General features: G+C 62.0%; 22 protein-coding genes. 9 read left to right on the forward strand and 13 right to left on the reverse strand.

All coding sequences use genetic code 11. The annotated features are described in order from the left end of the window. Window positions 1–62 precede the first annotated feature (62 nt). Window positions 63–611 carry a YceI family protein gene (locus GGU46_RS02475; protein ID WP_183401995.1) on the forward strand — a complete coding sequence of 183 codons (549 nt, stop codon included), beginning with the start codon at window positions 63–65 and terminating at the stop codon, window positions 609–611. A gap of 67 nt (window positions 612–678) precedes the next feature. On the opposite strand, the gene GGU46_RS02480 is transcribed toward GGU46_RS02475, so the two are convergent. Beyond that, window positions 679–1,668 carry an SRPBCC family protein gene (locus GGU46_RS02480; protein ID WP_183401996.1) on the reverse strand — a complete coding sequence of 330 codons (990 nt, stop codon included), beginning with the start codon at window positions 1,666–1,668 and terminating at the stop codon, window positions 679–681. A 91-nt stretch (window positions 1,669–1,759) separates the two neighbouring features. On the opposite strand from GGU46_RS02480, the gene GGU46_RS02485 reads away from it, so the two are divergent. Next, window positions 1,760–2,524, forward strand: coding sequence for an alpha/beta fold hydrolase (locus GGU46_RS02485; protein WP_183401997.1), 765 nt, complete (start codon window positions 1,760–1,762; stop codon window positions 2,522–2,524). A 54-nt stretch (window positions 2,525–2,578) separates the two neighbouring features. On the opposite strand, the gene GGU46_RS02490 is transcribed toward GGU46_RS02485, so the two are convergent. Next, entirely contained in the window at window positions 2,579–3,367 is a 789-nt protein-coding gene (locus tag GGU46_RS02490) for an energy transducer TonB (RefSeq protein ID WP_183401998.1), read from the reverse strand. Between the two features lie 220 nt (window positions 3,368–3,587). On the opposite strand from GGU46_RS02490, the gene GGU46_RS02495 reads away from it, so the two are divergent. Beyond that, window positions 3,588–4,346, forward strand: coding sequence for an alpha/beta fold hydrolase (locus GGU46_RS02495; RefSeq protein WP_183401999.1), 759 nt, complete (start codon window positions 3,588–3,590; stop codon window positions 4,344–4,346). 83 nt (window positions 4,347–4,429) lie between these two features. Here the strand turns inward: GGU46_RS02495 and GGU46_RS02500 are convergent, their stop codons facing one another. Beyond that, complete coding sequence (locus tag GGU46_RS02500; RefSeq protein WP_183402000.1) at window positions 4,430–5,428, reverse strand: aspartate-semialdehyde dehydrogenase; 999 nt, start codon at window positions 5,426–5,428, stop codon at window positions 4,430–4,432. Between the two features lie 152 nt (window positions 5,429–5,580). Between GGU46_RS02500 and GGU46_RS02505 the strand changes: the two genes are divergently transcribed. The 3 genes from GGU46_RS02505 (at window position 5,581) to GGU46_RS02515 (ending at window position 9,285) form a co-directional block, all read left to right on the forward strand. Beyond that, entirely contained in the window at window positions 5,581–8,193 is a 2,613-nt protein-coding gene (locus GGU46_RS02505; RefSeq protein ID WP_183402001.1) for a lamin tail domain-containing protein, read from the forward strand. Window positions 8,194–8,348: 155 nt separating this feature from the next. Beyond that, window positions 8,349–8,756, forward strand: a complete 408-nt coding sequence (locus GGU46_RS02510; protein ID WP_183402002.1) for an SPW repeat domain-containing protein — start codon at window positions 8,349–8,351, stop codon at window positions 8,754–8,756. A gap of 154 nt (window positions 8,757–8,910) precedes the next feature. Further along, the gene (locus GGU46_RS02515) at window positions 8,911–9,285 is read left to right on the forward strand and encodes an SPW repeat domain-containing protein (protein WP_183402003.1); all 375 of its coding nucleotides are present in this window, start codon (window positions 8,911–8,913) and stop codon (window positions 9,283–9,285) included. Window positions 9,286–9,397: 112 nt separating this feature from the next. Here GGU46_RS02515 and GGU46_RS02520 read toward each other — a convergent pair whose 3' ends face one another. From GGU46_RS02520 to GGU46_RS02530, 3 genes are all read right to left on the reverse strand, one after another. Further along, window positions 9,398–10,264: a transporter gene (locus tag GGU46_RS02520; RefSeq protein ID WP_183402004.1), complete on the reverse strand. Its 867-nt coding sequence runs from the start codon at window positions 10,262–10,264 to the stop codon at window positions 9,398–9,400. Window positions 10,265–10,377: 113 nt separating this feature from the next. After that, window positions 10,378–12,648 (reverse strand): TonB-dependent receptor, encoded by a 2,271-nt coding sequence (locus GGU46_RS02525; RefSeq protein WP_183402005.1) that lies wholly within the window; start codon window positions 12,646–12,648, stop codon window positions 10,378–10,380. Window positions 12,649–12,866: 218 nt separating this feature from the next. Beyond that, window positions 12,867–14,243, reverse strand: coding sequence for an Nramp family divalent metal transporter (locus GGU46_RS02530; protein ID WP_183402006.1), 1,377 nt, complete (start codon window positions 14,241–14,243; stop codon window positions 12,867–12,869). Window positions 14,244–14,488: 245 nt separating this feature from the next. On the opposite strand from GGU46_RS02530, the gene GGU46_RS02535 reads away from it, so the two are divergent. Then, on the forward strand, window positions 14,489–15,514 hold the full coding sequence (locus GGU46_RS02535) for a cation diffusion facilitator family transporter (RefSeq protein WP_246398677.1): 1,026 nt from the start codon (window positions 14,489–14,491) through the stop codon (window positions 15,512–15,514). 253 nt (window positions 15,515–15,767) lie between these two features. Here GGU46_RS02535 and GGU46_RS02540 read toward each other — a convergent pair whose 3' ends face one another. Then, entirely contained in the window at window positions 15,768–17,159 is a 1,392-nt protein-coding gene (locus tag GGU46_RS02540; RefSeq protein WP_183402007.1) for a PQQ-dependent sugar dehydrogenase, read from the reverse strand. 127 nt (window positions 17,160–17,286) lie between these two features. Here GGU46_RS02540 and GGU46_RS02545 point away from each other — a divergent pair, with 127 nt between their 5' ends. Both GGU46_RS02545 and GGU46_RS02550 read left to right on the forward strand, forming a co-directional pair. After that, window positions 17,287–17,721, forward strand: coding sequence for a GNAT family N-acetyltransferase (locus GGU46_RS02545; protein ID WP_183402008.1), 435 nt, complete (start codon window positions 17,287–17,289; stop codon window positions 17,719–17,721). 63 nt (window positions 17,722–17,784) lie between these two features. After that, window positions 17,785–18,435 (forward strand): HD domain-containing protein, encoded by a 651-nt coding sequence (locus tag GGU46_RS02550; protein ID WP_183402009.1) that lies wholly within the window; start codon window positions 17,785–17,787, stop codon window positions 18,433–18,435. Window positions 18,436–18,509: 74 nt separating this feature from the next. Here GGU46_RS02550 and GGU46_RS02555 read toward each other — a convergent pair whose 3' ends face one another. The 6 genes from GGU46_RS02555 to GGU46_RS02570 all read right to left on the reverse strand — a co-directional run bounded on the left by GGU46_RS02555 (window position 18,510) and on the right by GGU46_RS02570 (window position 24,960). Beyond that, on the reverse strand, window positions 18,510–19,856 hold the full coding sequence (locus GGU46_RS02555) for a family 43 glycosylhydrolase (protein WP_183402010.1): 1,347 nt from the start codon (window positions 19,854–19,856) through the stop codon (window positions 18,510–18,512). A 167-nt stretch (window positions 19,857–20,023) separates the two neighbouring features. Beyond that, complete coding sequence (locus tag GGU46_RS02560; protein ID WP_183402011.1) at window positions 20,024–21,604, reverse strand: glycoside hydrolase family 43 protein; 1,581 nt, start codon at window positions 21,602–21,604, stop codon at window positions 20,024–20,026. 42 nt (window positions 21,605–21,646) lie between these two features. Continuing rightward, window positions 21,647–22,243, reverse strand: a complete 597-nt coding sequence (locus GGU46_RS21985; protein WP_246398675.1) for a hypothetical protein — start codon at window positions 22,241–22,243, stop codon at window positions 21,647–21,649. Between the two features lie 18 nt (window positions 22,244–22,261). Continuing rightward, window positions 22,262–22,552: a glycosyl hydrolase family 8 gene (locus GGU46_RS21990; protein WP_246398766.1), complete on the reverse strand. Its 291-nt coding sequence runs from the start codon at window positions 22,550–22,552 to the stop codon at window positions 22,262–22,264. Between the two features lie 28 nt (window positions 22,553–22,580). Next, entirely contained in the window at window positions 22,581–22,949 is a 369-nt protein-coding gene (locus GGU46_RS21995) for a hypothetical protein (protein WP_246398673.1), read from the reverse strand. A gap of 82 nt (window positions 22,950–23,031) precedes the next feature. Next, on the reverse strand, window positions 23,032–24,960 hold the full coding sequence (locus GGU46_RS02570; protein ID WP_183402012.1) for a glycoside hydrolase family 97 protein: 1,929 nt from the start codon (window positions 24,958–24,960) through the stop codon (window positions 23,032–23,034). Window positions 24,961–24,964: the final 4 nt, after the last annotated feature.

Below are 24,964 nucleotides of genomic sequence, written 5' to 3' on the forward strand. Positions count from 1 at the left end.
GGATTCAGCGGGGCCGGTGCCCTAGAGTCTGCACAGTGTACTTAACCGCAACGCCTACTACCATGGCTACTACCACTTGGGTTATCGACCCCACCCACTCCGAAGTACAGTTCAAAATCAAGCACCTCGTTATTTCCACCGTTACGGGCTCGTTCAAGAAGTTTGAGGGCCAGGCTGTAACCGAAAACGACAGCTTCGAGAATGCGCGCATCACGTTTGCCTTGGACGTGAACAGCATCGACACCAACCAGGAGCAGCGCGACGAGCACCTGCGCAACAACGACTTCTTCGACGCCGCTACCTATCCCCAAATCACTTTCACCTCGACCTCGCTGACCGCCAAAGGCGACGACGAGTACAAGCTGACGGGCAACATGACCATCAAGGACGTGACCAAGCCCGTAACCCTCGATGTGGAGTTTGGCGGCGTGGCCACCGACTTCTACGGCAACGAAAAGGCCGGCTTTGAAATTAGCGGCAAAATCAACCGCAAGGAGTTCGGTCTGACTTTCCACGCCGTAACCGAAGCCGGTTCCATCGTGCTCGGCGACGACGTGAAGCTCTCGGCCAGCGTGCAGCTGGTGAAGCAAAAAGAAGCAGTAGCCGCCTAAGTAGCGCCTGCCACACCCCTGGTACATCACGACGAGAGCCAGCGGCCCCGGGCCGCTGGCTCTTGTGCTATACCGAGGGAGCAGCGGCCGGTGCTTCGCAGCGCTGCCGGATGACCGTCAGGATACGCCGCTGTATCTCGCTCATCACGTAGTCGGTCCAGAGGCCGGCGTAGGGGTTGAGACGGGTGCTTAGGCGCTGCTGGCTGTAGAGAATGAGCCGGGTGCGGCCGGGGCCGGCGGGTTCCAGCTGGTAGGTACCGCGCAGCACATCAAAGAAGCGGCCGCCTACGGTAACGTGCTCGTCGAAGGTAGTGGGCGGAATAGTGGCCGTGTTGGGTACAATGCTGAACGATAGTCGCCGCTGAGGCTCCCACAGATCTATGGTTTCAATAAACTCTACGCCCCGCTCAAAGGTAGCGCGGCGCACTCCGCCCACCCCTTCGTGGCTAAGCGTGGCTTCTACGGGCCGCGGAAACCCAAAATCATCTACCAGGCTAGGGCCCAGATCCTGGGCCTGAATAGGCGGCACCCGGATAATGTGCTGCCAGACTACCGCCGGAGGAGCTTGAATAACGATAGTATTTTCCACTCGGCGGAAGTCATGAGGGGCGGTCAGCAGGCCCTCCAGGGGGGCCAAAAGAAACGGTAATAGCGCAAAAGCAGCTACCACGTAGGTATTCTGGTCGTTGGACCGGCCTTTTGTGAGGGTAGTGTAGAGGAAGGCACCTAGCCAGGAAGTGAAAAGAAAGAGGGGCGAAATAACCAGCACGCAGATCATGCCCTCCAGATGAAACAGCAGTGCCGTAACTAAGAATAGCATCACCGTCACGACCGGGCCCAGTACCAGGCTCCAGGTTTTGGTGGCAGTTGGTGGGATGAAATGGGCCGTAGTAGCTCCGAGGGCCATGGGAACCAGGAGCAGAAAGCAGAGCATCAGCAGTCCGCCGGCATCATCAAGAGCATCGCTGGCGAATACAAACCGGCCCAGCAGGGCAACGAATAAGCCAGCAGTTGCGGCAATGAGGTAGTGCAGATACTGACGTTGAATAAAGGCCATACGGGTGGGGGAGGCGCATAACGAACCGGGCAAAAGTGCGTAATTGTGCCCGTTCAATCTGCATAGCCGCTTGCGCAGCGGTGCTTTTCTTATGTCATCTTCCCAACCTACTATTCTTTTCCTGCACGGTTTTGCTGAAAGCCGGGAGGTCTGGACGGAATTTACCCGCGACTTTCCCGAGGGCTACCGCCTGCTTACGCTCAATCTGCTCGGGCACGGCACCAACGTGCACGACATCCGCGACTACTCCATGGAGGCCCAGGCCCGCTACGTGGCGGAGCAGCTGCGCCAGAAAAACGTGGAGCGGGCGCTGCTGGTGTGCCACAGCATGGGCGGCTACGTGGCGTTGGCTTTCGCGGAGCGCTACCCCGATATGGTGGCCGGACTGGTGCTGTTCCACTCCACGGCCCTGCCTGACTCGGAAGAGAAAAAGGCCAACCGCGACAAAAACCAGGACTTTGTGCGCCGCCACGGGGTCGAGAAGTTTATGGAGTCGTTTATCCGGCCGCTGTTTGCCCCCGCCAACCGGGAGCAGCTGCTGGAGCAGCGCGAGTTTCTGGAGGATATTGGCCGCGCCACGCCCGAGGCCACCGTGCTGGGCGCCCTGGAAGCCATGAAAAACCGCCCCGACCGCACCAAAGTGCTGCGGGAGGCCCGCTTCCCGGTGCTGTTCATTGCCGGCAAAGACGACGTGGCCGTGCCCACCGACGCGCTGCTGCCCCAGTTGGCCCTACCTGCCCAAAGCCACGCCCTGCTCCTGAGCAACGTAGGCCACCTGGGCTACTTCGAGGAGCCCGAGCTGACGCGCCGCGCCGTGGTAGATTTTGCGGGGGTAGTGTTTGAGGCGGCTACATAACCCCGCGGCCCGGCAACAAAACAGGAAGGTAGCCCCTTGCCCGCGGGGCAGGAATTAAAAAGTCCTGAAAGTCACAGGAAACAACTGGCATACTCGCACGGGGCGCCCGTTGTACCGAACTGGCTGGCACGGCAGAGCGGCTTCTACGGCGCGCTTGGTTGCGGCATCTACGCCCTGGGAAACAGAACGTACTATCTCTACCTTTTCCGGCCTTCCCTGCTCCGACACTTCTACGTACACCAACACTACGCCCTGAACTCTGTTATGAATAGCGCTGGGCGGGTAGCGCAGTGCGCGCGCTACCATTTCCAGGGCCCTGGGTCCCAAGGCCGGCAACTCGCCGGTATTAACCAGAGGAATAGCCTCGGGGGTGCCGCCAAACACCACCGGCACCCGCTGCACCGAAAAATCGGGTTTGCCATTGCGTACGGCTGGGGTCCAGGCGGGCATTGCGGCAATTAAGTCGGCGGCGGCCTTCAGCAGCTCTGCCGGGGCGGCGGGTACGGCGGGTTGCTGGTGCAGGCGGCGCTGGTCGCTGAGGGGCAGGGGTTGCACGGGCGTAACGTGTGATACCTGGCCCGTGGGAGATACCACAAACTCGACGTACACCCGCGCTGGCGTGCTGGAAGGCTGGAAGCTAGCCGGGAAGGGTGCCGAAGTAAGATACGTGCGGAGGGCTTCCAAGCCCCCGGGAAACCGGGCAACGCTGTCCGCGGCCGCAACGGGCAAGGGTTGTGCCGGTGGGGTAGTAACCAGGGCTGGGCGGGTGGAGGGCTCTTGGGCCGTACTACGCAGCGGCAGGGCCAGTAGGCAAATACTGCCCAGGATAAGGTAGAAGCGCATAAATGGGAAATGATAGTACTGCCCGTGACCACAGAAAACCTGGGCACGGATAAGGCCGGTAGTCGGCGGCCAAAATAAGCAAAATGCTGGGCAGCGAAAGCGGCTTTCCCCGGGGCACTGGGGCAGCCGGACGTAACAAGTGGCACGGGTGCGGAAGGTGGCCGGCTCAGGTAAGCGCCACGCTATACCCTGTGCTTGGTTAGCCCGTAAGAAAGAGCCTATGGCCCACACCCGCCCTACCCTCGTTTTTCTGCACGGCTTTCTGGAAAGCAGTGAAATCTGGGATGACTTCCTGCGCGACTTTCCGCCTCACTACCGCACCCTTCGGCCCAACCTGCCCGGCTACGGCCCGGAGCCGCCGCCCGCCCCCGACTGCTCCTTTGAAGCCGCCGCCAACTACGTGCAGGCGCAGCTACGGGCCGAAGGCATGCACGAGGTGCTGCTGGTGGGCCACAGCATGGGTGGCTACGTGGCGCTGGCTTTCGCCGAAAAGTTTCCGGCCCAGGTAGCGGGCCTCTGCCTGTTTCATTCCTCCGCCCTGCCCGATTTGGAAGAAGACCGGGAGCGGCGCCAGCGCAACCGCGAGTTTCTGGAGCAGCATGGGGTAGCGGCCTTCACCAAGGAGTTTCTGAAGCCCCAGTTTTCGGCCGCCCACCGCGAGTCCATGGAGCACCACCTAGCCACGTTGCAGCGCATTGGGGCCGCCGTGCCGCTGGAAACGGCCCTGGGTAGTATGGAGGCCATGGCCCACCGCCCCGACCGGCGCTCCGTGCTGGAAAAGGCTACCTACCCGGTCCTCTTCATAGCCGGTAAGGACGACAAGGCTGTGCCTCTGACCAAAACCCACGAGGAAAGCCTCCTGCCTGACCACTGCACGGTGCTCTGGCTGGCCAATGTAGGCCACCTGGGCTTCCTGGAGCGCCCCACCGATACGCGCAAGGCTATCGAGGGCTTTGCGGAGCTGGTGTTTGGCAAATAGGGAGTGCTGTTGCTGCAGTACCGCGCAAAAAAAGAGCCCAGGCCAGCTTGGCTCAGGCTCATTTTCTCTTCAAACAAAGAAAACTACGCCTGCAGCAAGCCCATCTGCAGCATTTTCTCGGCAATCTGGACGGCGTTGGTAGCGGCGCCTTTGCGCAGGTTGTCGGCCACTACCCACATATTGAGGGTGCGGGGCTGGGTTTCGTCGCGGCGGAGGCGGCCGACGAGTACGGCGTCGCGGCCGTGGGCGTCTTTGGGCATGGGGTACACGTTGTTCTTCACGTCGTCCACCACTTCCACGCCTTCGGTTTCGCGCAGGATGCGGTACACGTCTTCCAGCTCAAATTCCTGCTCAAACTCCACGTTTACGGCTTCGGAGTGGCCGCCCACTACCGGAATCCGCACGGTAGTAGCCGTTACCCGAATGCTGTCGTCGCCGAGGATTTTCTTGGTTTCCTTCACCATCTTCATCTCCTCTTTGGTGTAGCCGTTGTCCTCGAACACGTCGATGTGGGGCAGCACGTTCAGGTCGATGGGGTGGGGGTAGGCCTGGCTCGTTACCTCCTGGCCGGAGCGCTCCTGCATGAGCTGGTCCACGGCTTTTTTGCCGGTGCCCGTCACGCTCTGGTAGGTGCTCACCACAATGCGCTGCACCTTGTAGGTTTCGTGCAGCTTGTTGAGGGCCACCACCATCTGAATGGTAGAGCAGTTGGGGTTGGCAATGATTTTATCGTCGGGCGTAATTTCCTTGGCGTTGATTTCGGGCACCACCAGCTTCTTGGTGGGATCCATGCGCCAGGCCGAGGAGTTGTCGATAACCACGGTGCCCACTTCGGCAAAGCGCGGGGCCTGCTCCTTGGAAATGGAGCCACCAGCCGAGAAGATGGCCACGGCCGGGCGGGCCGCAATGGCGTCGTCCATGCTTACCACCTTGTATTTCTGGCCCTGGAATTCAATTTCCTGACCTACCGAGCGCTCGGAGGCTACGGGCAAGAGTTCCGTGACCGGGAAGTTACGCTCGGCCAGTACTTTCAGCATTTCGCCCCCGACCAGGCCGGTGGCGCCTACTACGGCTACTTTCATTGGGTTTCGGTGTTTACGAGGGCGTAAAGGTACATCACGATTTGTGGTTATATTTCACCCAGTGAAAGAAGGAGGGTTGCCCTGGCTTCGGCTGATTATCAGGTTGCTCCCTTTTGCTCACGGCGCATCTTATTACTACCGCCTTCATTCGCGTGAAACTATTATTACTGCTGGCCCTGTGCCTGGGGGCCACTACGGCTACCGCCCAGCTGACCGACTCCTTCGCCGACGGCAACTTCACCCAGAACCCCGCCTGGACCGGCGACGCAACTTCTTTTCAGATTAACCCGGCCCAGCAGCTACAAACCAACGGCCCCGCCGTAACCGGCGCCGAGGTGCAGCTGGTCACGCCCTGCGCCGCTATCACGGGCACTACCTGGGAATTCTGGACCAACCTGAAGCTGGCGACCAGCGGCGGCAACTACGCCGATGTGTGGCTGATGGCCGACGCTGCCGACCTGAAAGCCACCGGCACCAAAGGCTACTTTGTGCGCCTGGGCGGCACTCCCGACGAGGTAGCCCTGTTCCGGCAGGATGCCACCGGCAGCCCGGTGTATGTAATTAACGGCCAGGATGCTACCCTCAGCTCCGCTGCCAACAACCTGGTGCGGGTGCGCGTTACGCGCACCACCCAAAACGTCTGGACCCTGGAGCGTGACCTGACCGGCGGCACCACTTACACGCTTGAAGGCTCGGCCACCGATGCCACCCACCAGCGCAGCGCCTACTTCGGGGTGTACGCTACCTACTCTTCGGCCAACAACCGCGGGTTTTACTTCGATGATTTCCGGGTGACGGACGCCGCGGCGCCCCTGCTGCTGCGAGCCGCCGCGCCCAGCGCCCGCCAGCTCACCCTGACCTTCAACGAGGCCGTAGCCGCTAGCCAGTCGGCCGGCAACTACCGGCTCGCGGGCGGTGGCGGCCCGGCTGTAGCCGCTGCCGCCCGGGATGCCGCCGACCCCACGCTGGTGCACCTCACCCTAGCCGCCGACCTACCTCTGGGCAGCGTGACGGTAGAGGCCCGTAACGTGGCCGATGGATTCGGGAATGTGGCCGCCGGCCCGCTTACGGCTACTTTCCAGAACAACGGCTTTGCGGTAACGCCCGCGCTGAACCAGCTGCTCATCACCGAAATCCTGGCCGATGAAACGCCCAGCGTAGGGCTGCCGGCCTCGGAGTTCGTGGAAATTCATAACCCCTCCGCCACCGCCGTGCTGGATTTGGCTGGGGTTAGGCTTCTGAAGCAGGGTAGCACCGGCAATCCGGCCGTGTTTCCGGCCGGGGCGGTGCTGCTGCCGGGCGAGTACGCGGTGGTGTGCGGCAGTACCCGCACGGCGCAGTTCGCGGGCTACGGCAAAGTATTCGGGCTAACCAACTTCCCCAGCCTGACCAACAGCGGCGACCAGCTAGTGCTACGGGGCAAGGATGGCCGCACCTTGTTTGAAGTCAGCTACTCGGATGCCTGGTACCGCGACGCCCGCAAGAAGGAAGGCGGCTGGACCCTGGAACTGATAGACCCCGCCAACCCCTGCGGCGGCCCTGAAAACTGGCAGGCCAGCCAGGATGCCAGCGGCGGCACACCCGGCCGCGCTAACTCCGTGCGCGCCACCAACCCCGACCGCACCGCGCCTGTCCTGTTGCGCGCTCTGGCTCTTAATCCGACCACGGTGCGGTTGTATTTCGGCGAGAAGTTGGACAGCGCTGCCGCCGCTACCCCCGCGCTGTACACGCTCATGCCCGCCGCCGCCATTACCCGCGCCGCGCCCGTTGGCCCCGATTTCCGATTAGTAGATTTGACCTTGGCTACCCCGCTGACGCCCAATCAGCCCGTGGCGGTAACCGTGCAGCGCTTCCTCGATTGCGTGGGCAACGCCAGCGGCCCGGTCACTTCCGTCACGTTTGCCCTGCCCGTACCGGTAGCGGCCGGCGACGTGGTCATCAACGAAATCCTGTTCAATCCGCGCTCCGGTGGGGTTGATTTTGTGGAAGTACTCAACCGCTCCGGCAAGTACCTGGATGTGCAGGGGTGGCAGGTGGGGAGTGAGCGGGCCGGGGGCGCCCTGGATGCGGAAGTTGTGAGCAGTACCTCGGTACTGCTCCCGCCGGGCGGCCTGCTGGCCTTTACCACCAGCCTTTCGGTGCTGCAAAGCCAGTACCCGGCCAGCATCAATCCAGCCAATGTACTCCAGGTGCCTGCCCTGCCCACCCTGCCCGACGACGCTGGAGTAGTAGTGCTGCTCGATGCCCAGGCCCGGCCCCTGGACCGTGTGGCCTACTCCGAAAAACAGCACCTGCGGCTGCTCGACGACGTGAACGGCGTGTCCCTGGAGCGGATTCGGGCTACGGGACCCAGCGAGGCCGGCAACTTCCACTCGGCGGCCGGTAGCGCGGGCTACGCCACACCCGGCCGCCCGAACTCCCAGCAGCAGGCAGACCCTACCGGCTCAGATGTATTGACCTTGGCGCCCGAGCTGTTCACCCCCGATGACGACGGTCAGCAGGATTTCACTACCCTCAGTTATCAGCTGGATGCTCCGGGCTACGTAGGCTCCGTAACGATTTATGATGCTCAGGGACGTTTGGCCCGCCAGCTGGTGCGCAACGAAACCCTCGGCACGAAAGGATTCTGGCAGTGGGATGGCCTCACCGACCGGGGCCAGAAAGCCGCCGTGGGCTATTATGTGCTGCTGATTGAGCTGTTCAAACCCAGCGGCGGACAGCAGCAGCAGTACCGGAAAACGGTGGTGGTAGGAGCCCGTTTCTGAGTGCGCAGCTAAGCAGTTGGGCTCCCGGTATCAAGCTCAGCCTTGCGCGGGAATCTAAATGAAAAATTCAAAAAAATCTATACTCAACAATACCCTTTCAAAAAACAGGGCGTAAGATAGGGCAGTCAAGGACTTCAACCTCAAACTGCCTACCCATGAAAGTTATATTACCCCGCATGCACGGCATGCTCGACTACGGCACCATCGCCATTTTTGCGCTGGCTCCCACGCTGTTCAACTTCGCTGGCCCCTATGCTACGGCCTGCTACGTGCTGGCCGCCGGCTACCTGCTCATCACCCTGATGACCGACTTCCCGATGGGTATCATGCGGATGATTCCGTTCCCGATGCACGGCGGTCTGGAGTTGGTGAGTGGCCTGGCCCTGCTGGCCGCGCCTTTCATCTTTGGCTTCAACGACGATAATACCCTGGCCCGCAACTTCTTCATGATTATGGGGGTAGCCTTTTTGGGCTCCTGGATGCTGACCGACTGGCGCGCTGATACCCACACGGCCAACAACATGAATGCCCGCGGCCACAAAAACATGGCTCCTCAGCACTAAGCTGCGGTAACTAGTATGGATTTGAAAGGGCCTGATGACACTGTGTTATCAGGCCCTTTTGTTTGAGCGGTAGAATGTTGTGTCTAAGCTCGGCTATACCCTTGCTGCCCTGCCGCCGTACTTGTTTTATCCTTCCACCTCAGCTTCTGACCCTATGAAAATTCTGTCGCCGACTGCCCACGGCTTCATCGATGTGGCCTTTATTACGGTGCTGGCCATGGCTCCCATCATGTTCGACCTGGAGCCGGCCGTTGATACCGCCTGCTTTGTGCTGGCCGGGGGCTACCTGCTTATCACCCTGCTCACCGATTTCAAGCTGGGCATCTTCCGCGTAATTCCGTTTCCGGTGCACGGCTGGCTGGACTTGCTGACGGGCCTGGCTCTGCTGGCCGCGCCGTTTCTGTTTCATTTCGAAAGTGGCAGCGCCGAGCGGAATCTGTCGTGGCTGCTGGGGGTAGTATCGGTGGTAACCTGGTTTATTACCGACTGGAAAGGCCAGACCCGCAGCCTGATGACCGACCGGGGCTAACGCAGTGTACCTAGGCTGAGCCGGTTTCGGTGGTAGGGAGCGGGGCTTGCCCCCGCCCGGCGCCTGCACAACTACCTGAAGGTGGCCGGGCGGGACCAGACACGCTCCCCACCTACCGCCGGAACGTAAACCCCACGAAAAACTCCCGGTCGGTTTCCTTACTCAGGGCCAGGTGGGTGCCGAAATCTACCTGCAGGTTCTCGTTGAGGGTGAAGATAGGGGCCAGGTTAAGCGAGGAGCGCCAACCACGGCGCTGGGCATCCCACTGCGTCACGCCTTCCACCAGGAAGCTGAACACGTCCGTAAATTCGTGGTCGAGGGCAATGGAGGGCATCACGCGGGCGTAGTGCTTGCCCTGCTCCCGGTCGTAGTTCAGGTCACCTTGCACCTGCAAATCGAGGTTGAACCGGTCGGGCAGCTCAATATTGACGGGCACAATCAGGCCGCCTTCTACGGCGCCACTACCCGTTTTGCCACCCGTAGGCAGGCGGGTGTAGGCTACCACCGCCATGGCAACGGGCCCCTCCTGGTCGTCGCCGAGGAAGTTGTGCTTGAGCCGCAGGGCCACGTCGCCGAAGCTGGCCTGGCGCTGCCAGGCGGTTTCGCCGGCTTCGCGTTCCTTCTCCACCTTGTAAAGCGGCATTTCTACCTGCACATCGGTGCGGCGGCTCAGGCCTAGTTTCAGGGTAGTGTACGCCACCTTTAGCTCCCGGCCACGCGAGGTACCCTCCCGCTCATTCACGAGGCGAATGGCATCGGTTTCCGTCTGGAAGTGGCCGGCATCTACCGTAAAGGGGCTTTCCGTCACGCCGGGGCGGTCGGGGCGCAGGGGCCGCAGCTGGTTGCGGGGCACCGGCTTAAACAGGTTAAAATGGGCCGAATCATAAGGACAGGTTTTGGGCTCTTCCTGAACCTGAGCCTGGGCCAGGCTGGCTGCAGTCAGCAAACCCAGCAGCGCGATATAACGAGAAATAGGCATGAAATGAGGAGAGAAAAGAGTACGGTGCCCCTGATACGCAATCTGCCCCCGATAGGTGCCCCCACTACCCCCTAGGCAAGACCAAAGGCCTGTTGCTCACAAAAATCCCCTACCTACAGCGCGTATCGCACCCCTAAAAACAGCCGTCGGCCCTGAATGGGCGCGTAGTTGTAGCTGGTGTCAAAGGTGTAGCCCTGCGGATTATCTACCCCCACGTTTTTGTCGAAGGGGTCGAAGGGGCGCAGCAGGGCGTAGCGGGGCAGGAAGTTGAACAGGTTCTTCAGGCCCCCGTACAGCTCCAGCCCCTCGCGCAGCTTGCGCGTGACCTGCACGTTCTGCAAAGCATACCAGGGCGAGCGGCCGGGCCGAAAGTCGTTCGGGAAGACGGGCAAAGCCATGGGGCTGCTCACCTGACCCGTATAATCCAGCGCGAGGCCCAGCTTTTCCCAGGTGTAGCTCACGGCCCAGGTGCCCGAGAAAGGTGGCGAGTGGAACTGCGCTACCCGGCGGCGCGGACCGCCTTCCAGGGGCTGCTCCTGCCGGAATACATCCAGCAAAGTCACGCCCAGCATCACCTTCAGGGGGCGAGACAAAGCCAGGTCGGTGTTCAGAGTCAGGCCCCGACTGATGGCGTACCCATCGAGGTTTCGGTAGATAATCTGGTTGGGGTTGGTGTCGTAGTCGGGGCTGATTTTGTTGGTGAAGTAGGTGTAGAATACGCTGCCATCGAGGGTGAGGGTAGCGCCGCCGGGTAGCTGCAGAAAGCGGTTGTAGTTCACGTTCACGTTCCAGCTTCGCTCGGGCTCCAGGGCTTCGGGTACCACTACCTGCCGGGCGCCGGTGAGGGCGGCGTGGTCCTCGGTGAACAAATTCACTACCCTATAGCCGTTGCCTAACCCCACGCGCCACACCTGGCTGCCATCGGGCCGGCCCCACTTGTAGTTCAGGCGCGGACTCAGGATGCTGCCGTGGCGGGAGTTGTAGTCGTAGCGCAGGCCCAGGAGCAGGGTCGCGTCGGGCGTGAGGCGCCACTCGTCCTGCACGAACAGGCCGGGCAGCTGCACTAGGTCGGGGGCGTTGCGGCGGGTATCGTTGGGGCCAACTGAGGCGGTAGCGGGCGTGTTGTCGTCGTACCACGTGAGGCGGTAGGTAGCACCCGTGAGCAGGTTGTGCCGGATGCTCAGCTCCTTGGCCCAGGTCAACTGCCCAAAGCCCACGCGCTGCACCGCTTTGTAGAGGGTAGTACCGTAGGCGGAGTTCTGGTTGTGCTGGTTGAAGGTGCCGCTGAGCAGGATTTTCTGCCCCCGTACGGGCAGCTGGTACTGGCCCAGCAGCTCGTAGCGGCTGGTGTACACGCTTTCCCCGTACACGCTGTCCTGGCCGCGGTGCTCCGGGCTCCAGTTCAGCTGCCCCCCAAACCGGTCCTCGTAGTAATAGCGGCCGGCCAGACTAGCCACTTGCTGCTCGGGCCGCGCCCAGGTCCACTTATTGAACACCGACACGCGCTGCTGGGTAGGCACGTCGGTAAAGCCGTCGTTGTTCACATCGCGGCGCTGGTTGTAGTGGTAGAGGTTGGTACTGAGTAGGGTAGAGGCCGCCCCGATTTTGCGCGCCACCCCTAGGTCGAGGTTCACGTCGCGGTGGGAGGTAGCAAACACATCGGCCGAGAAGCGCGGGGCCTTCGCCGGGTTTTTGGTGATGACGTTGATGAGCCCACCCACGGCCTCGGAGCCGTAGAGCGTAGAGGCCGGGCCTTTCACTACCTCCACTCGCTCAATTAAGCTGCTCGGGATGCCGCTTAGCCCGTACACCGTGCTCAGGGAGCTGACCAGCGGCATGCCGTCAATCAGCACCATAGTGTAGGGCCCTTCCAGCCCGTTGATGTGGATGTCGCCGGTGCCGCACACGTTGCAGTTCAGCTGGGGCCGCACCCCGTTAATCATGGTCAGGTTCTCGAACAGGCACACCGCCGGGTTTTTCCGAAACAGCTTGGGCGAGTACAACTCCACCGCCACCGGCGACTCACTGCGGATCACCTCGTTCAGGGTCCCGCTCACCACCACGTCGCCGAGGGCGTTGGGGCCGGGGTTCAGGCTAAGGTGCAGGGTAGTGGTTTGGCCGGCCGTGACGGTGATACTCCGCTCGGTGGGTAGCAACCCTACCGCGCTACCCACCAGCCGGTAGCTGCCCGCCGGCACATTTGGTACCACGTAGCTGCCGTGCTCATCGGCGGTAGTGCCCAGGGTAGTCCCCTTCAGCCCGATGCTGGCAAACGGCACCTCTTTCCCTTCTGAGCGCACCACCCCCCGCACCGTACCCGTTGGCTGGGCCGCCGCCGCCAGGCAACTCATCATCAAAGCGAAGCAAAAGAAAAGGTGTTTCATTTTAGCAGGGTATGATGATAAAATTTAGATGAGCCTAAATCTGTCGAGCTTAAAAAAGCGCGGCGATGCGCGCTGTATGCAGGTGGTAGGGAGCGGGGCTTGCCCCCGCCCGCTGTTTGCACGGTATGTTGGAATGATTGCTGGATACCATACCACGCAAACGGCGGGCGGGGGCAAGCGCTATAGTTCTGGTATCGGGCGGGGGCAAGCCCCGCTCCCTACCCGAAAAACGTTTCCCAGAGCAGGTACACGTTCAGCAGAATGATGACGCCGGATACCAGCCAGGCCAGCAGCTGCACCCAGGGCTTATTCACGAACACGCCCATTTTGGCCTTGCTGCCCGTGAACATCACCAGCGGCACTACCGCGAAGCTGAGCTGAAACGACAGGATAACCTGGCTCAGGACCAGCAATTCGCCGGTACCCTTCTCGCCGTAAAGCAGGGTTACGATGAGGGCCGGTACTACGGCAATAGCGCGGGTAATGAGGCGGCGCAGCCAGGGCTTGAGGCGCAGGTTCAGGAAGCCTTCCATCACAATCTGCCCGGCCAGGGTGCCGGTGAGGGTCGAATTCTGGCCCGAAGCCAGCAGGGCCACGGCAAACACAATGGAGGCGGCTCCGGCACCCAGCACGGGGGCCAACAGCTCGTAGGCCTGGTTGATGTCGGCTACCTCGTGGTGGCCGTTTTTGTGGAAGGCGGCGGCGGCCGTAATCAGAATGGCGGCATTCACGAAGAAGGCCAGAAACAAGGCCACCGTGCTGTCGATGGTGGCAAACTTGATGGCCATGCGCTTGCCCTGTTCCGTCTGCTCAATGGCGCGCGTTTGCACAATGCTGGAGTGCAGGTACAGGTTGTGGGGCATCACGGTAGCGCCCAGAATCCCGATGGCCACGTACAGCATGCCCGGCGTGGTGACTACCTCCGGCCGGGGCACCAGCCCGCTCAGAATCCCAAAATAATCGGGGTTCGACACGATGATTTCGTACAGGAAGCAGCCGAAAATCAGCACGATCAGGCCGGCCACAATGCTTTCCAGTACCCGGAATCCCTTGTTCTGGAAGAAGAGCACCACCATCACGTCGAGAATGGTGAGCACTACCCCCCAGGGTAGCGGCAACCCAAACAGCAGGTTCAGGGCAATGGCCGAGCCGATAACCTCGGCCAGGTCGCAGGCGGCAATGGCGACTTCGCAGAGAAACCACAGTACCATGCTTACCGGCTTGGAAAAATGGTCGCGGCAGGCCTGGGCCAGGTCGCGCCCCGTCACGATGCCCAGCTTGGCGGCCAGATGCTGGAGCAGCATGGCAAACAAATTGGAAATCAGAATGACGGAAAGCAACGTATAGCCAAAGCGGGAGCCGCCGGCAATGTCGGTAGCCCAGTTGCCGGGGTCCATGTAGCCTACGGCCACCATCAGCCCCGGGCCCCAGAAGGCCAGCAGCTTGCGCCAGAACGAGGCGTCGTGGGCGGGCACCCGGATGGAGGCAAATACCTCCTGCAGGGAAGGGGCCGTGCGGGCGCGGCGCCAGCCGGCTTCCGGCGGCGTTGGGGAGGTAGCTTCTGTATCGGGGGTAGAAGGTAACACTGAAGGCATAGCGGCAAGTAAGGGCTCCGGCTAGTAACCGGAAGCGCTGGAAATCACAAAGAAAAATAAATTTAGAGTAGTCTAAATTTATTTTTAAGACAGTCTATCTACTGCTTTTGTTTGAAAAAGTTGCTGCCGCTGTCACATCCGCTGATTTTCCCGGAATTTTGCGGCCCTTTTCCGTGTCTTGGCTTGCCCGCCACCGGAACCTGAAGTAGCCGCGCCGCGCTATACTACCCCCCTCATTGCTCCCCATGGCTTCTCGACTGCTTGCCCGCTCCATGTTTTCGTTGCCGCTGAAAACGCGCTTCGCCCTGCTTTCCCTGGTCGTGAGCGTGGTGCTGGTGGCCGTGAAGTTCTACGCCTGGCTGCTGACCCGCTCCCAGGCCGTGCTGACGGATGCGCTGGAGTCTATTATTAACGTGGTAGCCAGCGGCTTCGCGCTGTACAGTATCTACCTGGCCAGTCTGCCCAAGGACGAAAACCACCCCTACGGCCACGGCAAAGTGGAGTACCTCTCGGTAGGCTTCGAGGGCGGACTGATCTGGATGGCGGGCGTGTACATTTTTTACACGGCGCTGCAGTCCTTGCTGCACCCGCACGCCGTAGCCCGCCCCGATTGGGGGATGGGCCTGCTGGCCTTCACGGCCCTGGTCAACCTGGGCACCGGGTTTCTGCTGGTACGGGCGGGGCGCAAGCACCATTCGCCTACCCTGGTCGGCGACGGGCAACACCTCTACCTCGATGCCGTGAGCACCCTGGTTTCGTGCGCGGCCCTGCTGCTGGTAGTGTTTACCGGCAACGTGGTTTATGACTCAGCTGCGGCGCTGATTCTAGGCGTTTTCATTGTAGTAAACGGGTACCGCATGGTACGCCGTTCCGTATCGGGGCTGATGGATGAGGTGGATGTAGCTACCGTGCAGCACGTGGTGGCCGAATTGCAGGAACACCGCGAGCCGGCCTGGATTGACGTGCACAACCTGCGCGTGGTGCGCTACGGAGCCAATCTGCACATCGACTGCCACATCACCATGCCCTACTACTTCAGCCTAGAGCAAACCCACACCGAGGTGCACCGCATTGAGGTGCTGGTGGACCAGGAGTTTGAAGTGCAGGTAGAAATGTTCGTGCACGCCGACCCCTGCAACTTTGCCGCCTGCTCCCACTGCCGCATGCCCGAGTGCCCCGTACGCCAGCACCCCTTCAGCCAGGAAATTCCCTGGACTCTGGCCAACGTGGTGAAAAACGAGCGGCACCAACTGGTTGAAGTGATGGGATAATGGGGTGATGAGGTGACAGGAAAAAAGCCGGTCATCCTGAGCGGAGCGAAGGACCTTATCACGCCAGAACGACCATCGTAATAACGGCCCGTTTTACCGTGATAAGGTCCTTCGCTCCGCTCAGGATGACAGTTGCCATTGCAACGGCAGCACGCGAGACTCCTCGACAAGCTCGGCATGACGTTCTGCTTGTCACCTGTCACCTGTCACGATTCACCTCATCACCCCATCACCTCCTCACCTCAACCCCGAATTACTCCACCACCAGCCGTTGCGTACCCAGATCTGATTTTACGGAGTAGAAGCCGGGTTGCAGGCCCTGGAGGGGTAGGGAGAGGCTGGACTGGCCGGCGGTGAACTGGGCGGTGCGGACCGTGCGGCCCAGCGCATCGTGGATCTGAACGGGGCTTGCGGCGGTGGCGGGGGTAGGGCGCTGCAGGGTTACGGCGTGGCGGGCGGGATTAGGCCACAGGCTGAGCTGGCTGGTGCGCCGGGCCGTGGTGGAGGTTGGCACGAAGGCCCGGTTCTCCAGCACCAGAATCTGGTCATCGGCGGCGCCGGGGGTAGCGCGGCCGTCGCGGTTGCTGGTGCCCACGTACACCCGGCCCTGCGGCGACACGCACACGGCCCGCAGCCGCCCGAAGGAGGTGAGCGTGAACACGCCTTCGCCGGCGGTGGTACCGGCCGTGTTCAGCGGGGTTTGGGTGAGCTTGTTGCCGCGCAGCGTGGCCGCGAGCAGGCTGTTACGCCAGCCCGGAATGGCCGGGTGGTCGTAGTACGCCAAACCGGCTACCCCCACCGTGGGAGCCCACGTAAAAATAGGCTGCCGCACGCTGTTAGCGGTGCAAAAGCCTTGTTCACTGGCTAGGTTGCAAAGCCCTTCCACGGTAGGCCAGCCGTAATTCTGGTTGGGCTCGATGATATTGACCTCGTCCTCGGCATTTTCGCCGTGCTCCGAGCTGTAGAGGCGGCCGTTGCCGGCGCGTACCAGCCCCTGGGGGTTGCGGTGCCCGAAGCTGTAGCTCCGGTTGCCGGCCACCGGGTTATCGGCCGGGATGGTACCATCGAGGTTGAGGCGCAGGACTTTACCGTTGAGGGAGGTGCGGTCCTGGGCGGCAGGGCGGTTCTGGGCGTCGCCGGTGGTCATGAGCAGGGTGCGGTCGGGCAGAATGAGCAGGCGGGAGCCGCTGTGGGTACTTACGGCCGGAATATCGCCCAGCAGCACCTGGGGGCTACCCAGCGTGCCGTTGGCGTAGGTCAGGCGCACCAGCTTTTCCTTGTAGCCGTTGTCGTTGTAGTTATACACCACGTACACGTAGGGCGAGGTAGCAAAATCGGGGTGGAGCACCATACCCAGCAGGCCGCCTTCGGAGGAAGTTGCCACGTCGGGCAGGGTAGTGAGCACCGTTACCTGGCCGGAGGTGGGGTCAACGCGGCTGATGCGGCCGCCGCGTTCCGTCATCCAGATAACGTTATCGGGGCCCCACACCAGCTCCCAGGGCACCTGCAGGCCCGTAGCCAGGGCCGAAACCGTCACGGTAGTAGCTCCCACCGGAAAGGTGGTCAGGGCGGGTGCCGGCGCCTGAGCCAGTGCCCCGGTGCTGCATAAAAAACTGCCAACGAAAAGCGTGTTCAGGTGTTTCATAGCCAGATAGTTAAGTGAAAGGTGAAGTATAGGAATAACGTAATGCCTCCGCTTTCGGATGAAGACAAGCCGTAGTCCTATCGGAACCTCCGTTCTTCCGGTATTCACCCGCTTTTCCTACGCCACTATGTACACCGTCAGCACCGATCCGCACCGCCTGGATATTCCCCTGATTCACCGCTATCTGGCCGAGGGCTCGTACTGGGCCACCAACATTCCGCTGGAAACCGTGGAGCGGGCCATTACCAACTCCCTTTGCTTTGGCGTGTATGGACCCGGTGGCGGACAGGTGGCCTTCGCCCGCGTCATCACCGACCGGGCTACCTTCGCCTGGCTCTGCGACGTGTTTGTGCTGCCGGAGTTCCGGGGGCAGGGCATCAGCAAGCAGCTCATGCAGGAAGTCTGGAGCCATCCGGATATCAGGGATGTGCGCCGGCAGATGCTGGCTACCCTGGACGCGCACGGCCTCTACGAGCAGTTCGGTTTCCGCCCAATAGCCAACCCTGAGCGGTACATGGAGGTAAAGCGGAGCAACCCCTACGGGGTGCCCACGGGCAACTAGCGTTTCACTCTGCTTTCTATTGCTACTATACCACCCTGCTGTTACCCAATTCGATTACTAACCATGAATACTACCCTGCTTGCCCGTTGGAACCGGCTTACTACCCCGCTGCTACCGGATGAAGCGCGGCGTAAAGCTACCTATCAGCAGCTCACCGACGCCTACAGCGCCTCCGACCGTCACTACCATGCCCTGCCCCACATCCGGGCCCTGCTGGATGCCGTGAAACAGCACCCTACCCTCGTTCAGGACCGGGAAGTGGTGGAGCTGGCCATCTGGTTTCATGATGCCGTGTATAGCACCCTGCGCGACGACAATGAGGCCCGTAGCGCCGCCCTGGCCCTGGAGTTTTTGCGACATTCCACCCTCTCGCCGGCGCGCCGCCAGCGCGTGGCCTACCTCATTGAGCGCACCAAAGACCACACCCAGCCCCAGCCCGCCGCCGACCCTGACCTGCACTTTTTCCTTGATGCTGACCTGCAAATCCTAGGTGCGCCGGAGGCCGACTACTGGCAGTACGCCCGCCAGGTACGGCAGGAGTACCGCCTCGTGCCCGACTTTATGTACCGCCGCGGCCGCCGCAAGGTGCTGGAGAAGCTGCTTGGCGTTCCGGTCCTTTATCAAACTCCCGCCTTCCGGGAGCGGCTGGATGCGCAGGCCCGCCGCAACCTACGGGCCGAGCTGAAAGTGTGGGAAAGTGGCGGGGAAGTGTGAGGTAATAAGAGCGGCGTCAGGGGGTAGCCGACGGCTTAAGATTAACCATGACACGGCACTCCGGCCTTTTCATGTCAATCAAATTTCACCCAGTCAATTTCAACGGGCATGGTGGTTTTGGCTGATACCACCAGCGTGTGCGTGCCGGGCTTGAAGGTAGATAGAGGGGCTTTCACCTCCTGCCAGCGGCTTCCCTTCGGTACAGTAACCTGAGCCAGGACGGGGCCAGAGGCTCCATCAACCCTGATCTGCACCGTGGCTCCGGCCGCGGCCGTTACGCGCATAGTCACCGTCCGGAGGGGCTTCGTGCCGAAGGCTACCCCATTGTACCGCACCCAACCCTGGCTGCCGTTGAATACCGTCTTCCAACCCTGAAACTTGTTGGCCGTATCCAGGAAAGCAACGGAAGCGCCGCCGGGGCTGAGCTGGCTGTAGCGGTCCAGCTGAATTTTCTGTCGGGCGTCCGTCAGGCCTACGCCGCGCAGGGTGGGCACTACTTTCCGGATGGCTCCATCGGGCTCAAAAAACAGACTGTCGATACGAACGGAGCGGTTTTTGTCGAAGGCCGGCGACAAATCGTTGTGGTGGTAAAATAGGTACCACTGGTTTTTGAACGGTAGGATGGAGTGGTGATTGGTCCAGCAGCCCGTTGGCGACTCGTCCATAATCACGCCCTGGACTTTGAACGGACCCAGCGGACTGGTGCTGGTAGCGTATTCGAGGCGCTCGGTTTTATTAGCCACGTGCGGATAGGTCAGGTAGTAGGTAGCGTTGCGCTTGAACACGTACGGGCCCTCCTTCAAGCCTTGCGTGGGCAGCTCGCCCAGCGTAACGGGCTCGGAGGCCAGCTCCAGCATGTTTTCCTTGAGCTTGGCCCCGTAGATGTTGCCTTGTGACCAGTAGAGGTAGGCCTGCCCATCCTGGTCGATAAATACATTGGGGTCAATGCCGCGCACTCCTTTGATAGGTAACGGCTGGGGCACGAACGGGCCGGTGGGCTTATCGGCCACGGCCACCCCGATGGTGAAGCCCTTGCTGCTGGTCGTGTCTTTGGGGGTAGTCGGGAAGTAGAAATAATACTTGCCGTTGCGGTACGTGCAGTCGGGCGCCCACATGCTGTAGCTGTCGGGCTTCACCCAGGGCACCTTGTTCTGGGTTACAATCACGCCGTGGTCGGTCCAGTCGGTGAGGTTGGCGGAGGAAAACACGTGGTAGTCTTCCATCACAAACCAGCCCGCCCGCCCGCGCCCGGGAGCGGCCCGAATGTCGTGCGAGGGGTACACGTACACCCGCCCATTAAACACCCGCGCCGTGGGGTCGGCCGTGAACTGGTTGGTAATAATGGGGTTCTGCGCCCGGGCCGCGCTGCCCAGCAGGCCGGCCAGCCCCGTCAGGATACAGGAAAGTTTGTGCCTCAGCATAAGCGGGTAGAAGTTGGAAGTTGTTGGAGGAACCTACTGGGAGAGGTCCGCAAGCGCCATCCGTCATGCGGAGCGCAGCGAAGCATCTCGCTCGCTTCATTGGGTTAGTCCCCTTGGCGTCAGCGCGCGAGATGCTTCGCTGCGCTCTGCATGACCTAGGGAGCAGGTTACTTGGCCCCAGTAATCTGGTCCGCAATCCGGAAGTAGTCGAAGTCGGCGTAGCCGCCGGCAATTTTGGTGGCGTAGTTGAACAGCCCGAACCGGTAGCCCATAAAGTGCGGCAGCGTGTAGGCCATCTTGAGCGGCTGCCCGATGGGGCGCCACGCTTTACCATCGAGGCTGTAGTAGAAAGTAGCCACATCCTTCCGCTCCCGAAAGTCGCACTCCGCTTTGAGATACACCGTGTTCTGCGTTAGGGGCAGGCGCTGCAGCTCCACGGGCTTCTCCGTTTCGGCGCTAATCATGACGATGGATTTGGCGCCGTTGCGGGCTTCAACTCCCACCAGGCCGTACCTTTTTTGCAAGAGGGCCAGGCCGGCAAAATCCCCGTCTTTCAGGTGCGATACATCGAGGGCGGTGGTGCCGGCACAGGCCGGGCCAATGGTGCGCTGGGTGAGGGTGTTGCGGGCCAGCAGGAAGGTGGTGTCCACGCGGCCGGTGCGCAGGCGCAGGTAGCCGGGGCGGTCGGTGAGCGACCAGAGGGAATTTTCGGGGTTGTGGTTCCACTGCCACACCAGCGGCAGGGCGGGCTCGTTCTTGCGCCGGGCAAACTCATCCGATGCTGCAATACCCGGAATCAGGCCGCTGCTGGGGGGTAGGGGTAGCGTGGTGGGTACCTTGCCTGCCGGGCTGCCCAGCACCGGCCAGCCATCGGCCCAGGTTACCGGCACCAGGTAGGGGATGCGGCCCACGGCCCCGTAGTCGCGGAACAGATAGGAAAACCACCGGCCGTCGGGCGTGTCGATGAGGCCGCCCTGGGCCACACCCAGGTCCTGGAGCGCCACCCGGCCTTCGTAGGGGCCAGTGAGCTTGTCGGCCCGGTGTACTACCACGGTGCGCATGCCGCCCTTGGGCCAGGTGATATTGAAGAGGTAGTACGTGCCCCTGATGTTGAACAGCTGGGAGCCTTCCGCCGGCAGACCGACGTTGGGGCCGGCCGGGGCGCTGGCATTGTCAATGAGCACCTGCTCCGTGGCGCCGGGCTTCACGGCGGAGGCATCGGCCGTTAGCTCCACCAGCCGCAGCTTACCGGCGCCGTACACCAGGTACACGCGGTCATCGTTGTCAAAAAACAGGGAATGGTCGTGGTAGCTCGGTTTGAATGAGGCAAGTTTCCAGGGACCTTTCTCGATGTTTCTGGTGGAGTAAATGTAGGTCTTGCCCGTGGTCTGAGCGAACGTCGAGACGTAGTAGGTGCCCTTATGGAACCGCAGGCTGCTGGCCCACGAGCCGCGGCCGTAGGTGCTCTTGCCGTTGCGCAGCGCCAGCTCATCCTCGCTACCCAGCGTGTCGGAGGCGTAGCCGACCAGCTGCCAGTTTACCAGGTCCCTGGATTTCATAATGGGCACGCCCGGGCTCATGTGCATGGTCGTGCTGCTCATGTAGTAGGTCTTGCCCACCCGAATCAGCGACAGGTCCGGCACATCGGCATGGATGATGGGGTTTTGCGCCTGCGTTACCTGCGCAGCCAGCGGCAGCGCAACGGCGGATGCCACAACAAGGCCAGCGAGTACAATACGATGCTTCATTCAGTACGGTAGGGGCGGGTTGCGTATCGGGCGAGGGGGTAGCTACTGCTGGGCGGGCTTGATAGCCTGGTACTTGCCGCTCAGGTGCAGCAGGCTGAACAGATACAACAGGCCGTCGTAGTAGGGGTCGAAGTAGCCATCCTCGTAGGGCGCCAGCTTGGCGTTCCAGAGGGCATGCACGAAGGCCAGGTCCCGGTCTTGGCGCATGAGCGAGGCCGAGGCGCTGGTGGCTACCAACCCCAGCGAGTGCCGCAGCTTCCTGACGTCGCCGGCCGGCAAGATGAAGTCGGGCCGCGAGCCGTCCACGTTAAACTGGTCCTCGAACGTGTTCAGGCCCTTGCCGCGCAGAAAGCCCTGGAAGCGCCGCGCGTACTGCTCCTGCCAGGCTTTGTCCTTGCCAAACCACACGTAGTCCATGGCAATGTTCATGGGCACCCGCCACGAATCGTAGCGGAAGGCGGGCGGCGCCCACGTGGTGGCGTGGGGCTGGCCGCTGAACTCGGTGTAGTCGTAGTTGAGGCCGGTGGGGGCAGCGCAGGCCCGGTGCAGAAACGCCCGCGCCGTATCAGCGCAGGCCCGGTAAAACGGCTCGTGCCCGTCCTTGGCGTAGGTGGCCCACACCTCCAGGAAGGCCGGCACGTGGTACGAGGGGTCGGTCTAGGTATACATGTCCCCCACGGGCACAAACGTTATCTGTTTGTGCTCGGTGTTGAAGAGGTTGCGCACGCCGCCGGTGCCATCTTTTTTCCACGAAGCATCCAGGATGCGGCGGGCCTCCTGGTAATAGTTGATGCCGGTGTTATTGCCCCAGCGGTTGGCGGCAAACAGCAGGCTGGTAATGAAATACAGCTCCCCATCCGAAGCGGGGCCCTCCGAATTAAGCTTCCTGGTAGTGGTGCTGAAGCTCCAGGCGAAGTAGCCTTCCAGCGGCCCGCTTTGGTGCTGCAGGTTCTTCTTCGACCAGCGCCAGAGGCGGTCAAATACCTCCTTTTTTGTTGAGCTGCACGGCCACCATCATCCCGTACGACATGCCTTCGGTGCGGGCGTCGTGGTTTTTCAGGTCCGATACGTAGGCCATGGAGTCGCCCACCTCGAAGTACACCTTGTTGGGCCCTTCAAACACGTCGTGGTAGGCCTGGGTTACTTTCTGGTCGATGGCGGCCTGGCTGTAGCCTGCCTCCCGCAGCAGGCTAGGGTACTTGCCCGTGTAAAAAGCCCCTTTCTGTGGGGTAGGCGCCGACTGGGGCGCGCGCTGGGCCGCCGCGCTACCCAGGCCAGCGCCGTGCAGTCCCAGCAGCAACAGGCTAACCCGGCTAAGGTGGAGGATAGAGAAGCGTGTTTTCATAGAGTCAGGGCCGCTGCGGCTCAGCGGGGCGCTTCGCGCAGGTTGGCCGCTTGGTGAGGGGTAGGAAGAATAGGACGCTGATTTAGGGCTGCACCACGAAGCCACCCTGCGCGTGCAGCGTCACGCTGACGGTGCTGCCTGCCACAGCCCGCGTGCTGAAGCTGCGGTTCGTATTGCCGTCGGTGATGACCGTGCCGCCTTTCAGGCCCAGCTTGCCGAGGTCAACCTGAATGGTTTTGGGCGCATCGGTGGCGTTGATGCCGGCCACGTACCACCCGCCGCCGGGCGCCTGCCGAGCCAGCACCACGTACTCGCCGGGGAAGCCGTCCACGTACTTCACGTCGGCCCAGCGCGGGGGTAGCTTCTTCACGAAGTCCTGCACGTAGGCCGGCTGGGCGGCCATGCCCTCGGGCACCTCGGCGTAGTGCTGAATGCCCGACTGAAACAGCACCGACAAGGCCAGCTCGAAGGCATCAGATGTGCGGCGCTCTTTGTCGCGTATCTCCGAGAAGGCCATGGGCGTGAAGTCCATCGGGCCCACGGCGTTGCGGGTGAAGGGCAGCGTAGCGCAGTGGGTGGCCTCCTGGTCGGTGTTGCGCTGGTCGAAGGTCAGGAACTCGAAGCCCTTCACGGCCTCCATGGTCATCAGGTTGGGGTAGGTGCGGTTCCAGCCCCGGGGTAGGGTAGTACCGTGAAAGTTCACCAGCAAGCCCGCCTGCGCGGCATCCACGAGCAAATCCTGGTAGTAGTTCATGAACGACTGTCCGTCGCCCCCGAAGAAGTCGATTTTGACCCCGGCCACGCCCATCTGCTTGATGCGGGCAAACTCCCGGCGCCGGCTTTCGGGCTCAAACAGCACGCCCGTGGGCGTTTGCGGGGCCTCGTTCCAGCGGCCGTTTGAGTTGTACCACACCAGCAGCCCCACGTTTTTGGAGCGGGCGTACTGGGCCAGCTCCTGGGTTTTGTCGTAGCCTATCTGCTTGTCCCAGAGCGCATCCACCAGGCAGTATTGCCAGTTCATAGTAGCGGCGTAGTCGATGAAGCGGCGCTGCACGTCGTAGGTCGTGTTCTGGTCGCCCATCAGCACCCACGACCACGACGACTTGCCGGGAGCCCCGGTGAGCACCGGCGTGGTAGCCGGCGCGCTCAGGTCCGTCGTCAGGGTTGATTCTACGATGGGCGCCAGCGAGTTGCCCACCACCACCACGCGCCAGGGCGTGCGCCACGGCAGGCGGCTTTCGGGCAGCAGGGCCGCCTCGGGCGTGGTTTTTTCGGGCGGCTGCGGGAAAGCAATGCCGTACTCCGCATCGGGCGACTCGTGGGCCAAGTGGGTGCCGGCGTAGGTGCGGCCCATGCCGGCCTCGGTCAGCAGTATCCAGTGCCCGTTGGTTTGAAACAAGGCCGGAAACGACCACCCCTGCCCGATGGTGGACGGCGTACCGGCCGCTATGCCGCGCTGGTAATTTTCCTCGTACGAGGGCTGGGTGTTGGCAAACCCGGTCTGGGCTTTGGCGTGGGGGTGCAGCCAGCCCTTGGCCCCGGCCGGCAGGTGAAACGTGGTGCCCTCGGCCGTGATGCGCTGCACCTCCTGGCCCGGGCCTTCCAGCACGTACTGAAACGCTACCCCATCGTTCGAGACCTGAAATACCACGCTGAACTCGGGCGTCCCGGCCGCCCCGGCAAAGTGCAGCACGCGCCGGTTGGCCCGGTAGCGGCAGTTCGCGCGCTTGTCGGTAGTGAGCTGGTAGTCGTCGGTTACGGTGGTTTGCTTGTCGGCTTTCGTGAGCCGGAGGCCCTGGGTCAGGTCGGCGCTGGCGAGGCGCAGGCCCAGGTGGGAGGGCCGCAGCAGCTCGGTTTGGCGGTAGCGCACGGTGTAGGTGGGCTGGCCCTGGGCCGTTACGTCCACGGTCACCTGCACGGCCCCGTCGGGGCTTTTGATACGGATGGGTGTAGCGGCCTGGGTTGCGGCGAGGGGTAGGGCCAGCAGGCAAAGCAATGGGAGGAAGCGCATAGAA

This window comes from Hymenobacter latericoloratus, assembly GCF_014199535.1.
Taxonomy (GTDB): Bacteria; Bacteroidota; Bacteroidia; order Cytophagales; family Hymenobacteraceae; genus Hymenobacter; species Hymenobacter latericoloratus.